Source organism: Verrucosispora sp. SN26_14.1, assembly GCF_004307965.1.
GTDB lineage: Bacteria > Actinomycetota > Actinomycetes > Mycobacteriales > Micromonosporaceae > Micromonospora.
Genome location: NZ_SISL01000591.1, coordinates 1 through 3157 on the forward strand (window position 1 = coordinate 1; position 3157 = coordinate 3157).

Sequence of the window (3157 nt, forward strand, 5' to 3'; positions counted from 1 at the left end):
ACGCCGACGACCCGCTCGGCGTCCGGCTGGCCGCCGCCGACCTGGCCCGGCTCTGCCCCTCGGTGCTGCGGCTGGCGAACCCCTCGGTGCGGGTGGTGTCCCGTCGCTCGGCCTTCGCCGCCGCGCTCGACCTGCCGGTGGCGCCGCCCGGCTACCGCCAGGACATGCTGCGCTGCCTCGGCCTGCTGCCCGGATCGACCGGGCAACTCTGGGCGGCGGCGGTCCGGCTGGTCGCCGGCACCCTGCCGCTGATCCGCCCGTACGCCGCCGAGGTGGCCGAGGTGGCCGGCGCCGACTTCGCCGACGCCCTGCTCGACGGGCGCCTGGACCGGTACGTCACCCAGTTGCGCCAGCCCGTCGGTCCCGCGCCGTCCGCCAGCCGGGAGCCCTCTCAGGTTCCGGCGCCGCGTGCGGGACAATGGGTCACTGTGCCCGTACCTGACGCGCCGACGAGCGGCGCCCACCTCTCCCCGCCGGAGCCGCCGGGCGGCCCGGACCGGCCGTCGCGACTCGATCCGGAGATCGCCGCACAGCTACGCCGCACCCCCGACGGCCTGGTGGCCGCCGTGGTCCGCCAGCACGACAGCGGTGAGGTGCTGATGGTGGCTTGGATGGACGACGAGGCCCTGCACCGCACCCTGACCACCGGCCGGGCCACCTACTGGTCGCGCAGCCGCCGCGAGTACTGGGTCAAGGGCGCCACCTCCGGCCACCACCAGTACGTCCGGTCCGTGGCCCTGGACTGCGACGGTGACGCGGTGCTGGTCAGCGTCGACCAGGTCGGCGCGGCCTGCCACACCGGCCAGCGCACCTGCTTCTTCACCGAACTCCCGGTCGCCTCCGGCGAGGTGACCTCGTGAGCGGGCGGTACGCGCGATCCGGGCATACCGGAGCGTCGGCATGACCGACGGCACGGTTAGCCCCGATCTGGCCACCTTCACCGACCTGGCCGCCCGCTGGCGGGTGGTGCCGGTCACCCGGCGGCTGCTCGCCGACGCGGAGACACCGGTCGGGGTCTACCGCAAGCTCGCCGGTGGGCCCGGCACGTTCCTGCTGGAGTCCGCCGAGCAGGGCGTCGGCTCGTCGGGACTGGCCTGGTCCCGATACTCCTTCGTCGGCGTCCGCAGCAGCGCCACCCTGGTCGAACAGGACGGCTCGGCGGCCTGGCTCGGTGAGCCGCCCGCCGGGCTGCCCACCACGGGCGACCCGGTCGAGGTGCTGCGGGCCACGGTGGCGGCGATGGCCGGCCCGCCCGGCGAGTCGGACGGGACGATGCCCCCGCTGACCGGGGGCATGGTCGGTTACCTCGGCTACGACCTGATCCGCCGCTTCGAACGGCTGCCCTCGCTCACCGAGGACGACCTGCGCGTACCCGAGCTGGGCATGATGCTCGCCACCGACCTGGTGGTGCTGGACCACTTCGACGGCTCGGCCATCCTGGTCGCCAACGCGGTCCTGCCCCCGCTCGACGACCCGGGCCGCGAGACGCAGGTGGCCGCCGCCTACCACCACGCGGTGGGCCGGCTGGACGCGATGACCACCGCACTGTCCCGACCGATCCCGCCGATGGTCTCCACGGTCCGCCGTCCCCGCGCCGGTGAGGTCCGCAGCCGTACCCCCGAGGGCGGCTACCCCAAGGCGGTCGAGGCGGCCAAGGAGGCGATCCGGGCCGGCGAGTGCTTCCAGATCGTGCTCGCCCAGCGGTTCGAACGCGACACCGACGCCGACCCGCTGGACGTCTACCGGGTGCTGCGCACCACCAACCCGAGCCCGTACATGTATCTGCTGCGCTTCGACGACTTCGACATCGTCGGCTCGTCGCCGGAGGCACACCTCAAGGTGACCGGCGAGGTCGACGGCGCGCGGCGCGCGTTGCTGCACCCGATCGCGGGCACCCGTCCGCGCGGGGCGACCCCGGAGGCCGACGCCCGGCTCGCCGCCGAACTGCTCGCCGACCCGAAGGAACGCGCCGAGCACGTGATGCTCGTCGACCTGGGCCGCAACGACCTGGGCCGGGTCTGCCGACCGGGCACCGTCGAGGTGCCGGAGTTCGCCACCATCGAGCGGTACAGCCACGTCATGCACATCGTCTCCACCGTGATCGGGACGCTGCGCGCCGACCGCACCGCCTTCGACGCGCTGGCCGCGACGTTCCCGGCGGGCACCCTCTCCGGAGCGCCGAAGGTGCGGGCCATGGAGATCATCGAGGAGCTGGAGCCGGTACGCCGGGGCCTGTACGGCGGCACCGTCGGCTACTTCGGCTTCGGTGGCGACCTCGACATGGCCATCGCCATCCGCACCGCGCTCATGCGGGCCGGGCGGGCGTACGTGCAGGCCGGTGCCGGGGTGGTGGCCGACTCCGATCCGGCCGCCGAGGACCAGGAGACCCGGAACAAGGCCGCCGCGGTGCTCGCCGCCATCGCCGCCGCCGAGACACTGAGGCCCGCTCGGTGAGCGCGAGGAATGTAGCGCAGCGGAGTCCCGCAGTCGCGAGCGAAGGGCGGGCTCGGTGAGCGCGAGGAATGTAGCGCAGCGGAGTCCCGCAGTCGCGAGCGAAAGGCCCGCCCGATGAGTGGGCAGGTTCGGTCCGCGTCGGGCCGGCGCGGGTTGGCGTACGCCGTGCTGCTCTGCCTGGCCGGTGCGGGGTTGGCGCTCTGGGCCGTGACCCGCACCTGGGCGCTGGACACCGACGTGGTGGGCGTACCGACGCCGTTGCTGGAGGAGGGGCGGACCGGCACGCAACTGCTGCCCTGGCTGCCGGCGCTCGCCCTGGTGGGCCTGGCCGGCGGCGGCGCGGTGCTGGCCACCCGTGGCCGGCTGCGGCAGGTGCTCGGCGGGTTGCTGGCGCTGCTCGGTCTGATGATGGCCGCCGGCGGCGGGTACGGGCTGGTCGCCGAGATCGGCGACGAGGTGGCCCGGCAGTGGCCGGCGCTCACCCTGCTCGGCGGCGTGCTGGCGGCAGCCGGTGGGCTGCTGACGGCGTTGCGTGGGCGGGACTGGCCGGCGATGGGTGCCCGTTACGAGCGCCGGTCCCGGCAGTCGGCACCGGCGGCGGGACCGATCCACGGGGCCGGCACCGTCGAGGCGTGGGACGCGCTCGACCGGGGCGAGGACCCGACCGAGCGCTGAGCGGCCCGGCCGGTCAGCCGACCGGCTG

The 3157-nt window shown here is 74.9% G+C and carries 3 protein-coding genes and 1 pseudogene; all 4 read left to right on the forward strand.

The window, feature by feature from the left end; translation table 11 throughout:
* Positions 1 to 62: 62 nt before the first annotated feature.
* Positions 63 to 200: pseudogene (locus EYA84_RS33740) on the forward strand (phosphoribosyl-AMP cyclohydrolase); the annotation flags it as partial.
* A 228-nt stretch (positions 201 to 428) separates the two neighbouring features.
* The gene (gene hisI / locus EYA84_RS33745; protein ID WP_131057379.1) at positions 429 to 860 is read left to right on the forward strand and encodes a phosphoribosyl-AMP cyclohydrolase; all 432 of its coding nucleotides are present in this window, start codon (positions 429 to 431) and stop codon (positions 858 to 860) included.
* 40 nt (positions 861 to 900) lie between these two features.
* A complete protein-coding gene (locus tag EYA84_RS29595; RefSeq protein WP_131057375.1) occupies positions 901 to 2454 on the forward strand; it encodes an anthranilate synthase component I in 1554 nt (517 codons plus the stop codon).
* Positions 2455 to 2568: 114 nt separating this feature from the next.
* Entirely contained in the window at positions 2569 to 3129 is a 561-nt protein-coding gene (locus EYA84_RS29600) for a Trp biosynthesis-associated membrane protein (RefSeq protein WP_131057377.1), read from the forward strand.
* Positions 3130 to 3157 lie beyond the last annotated feature (28 nt).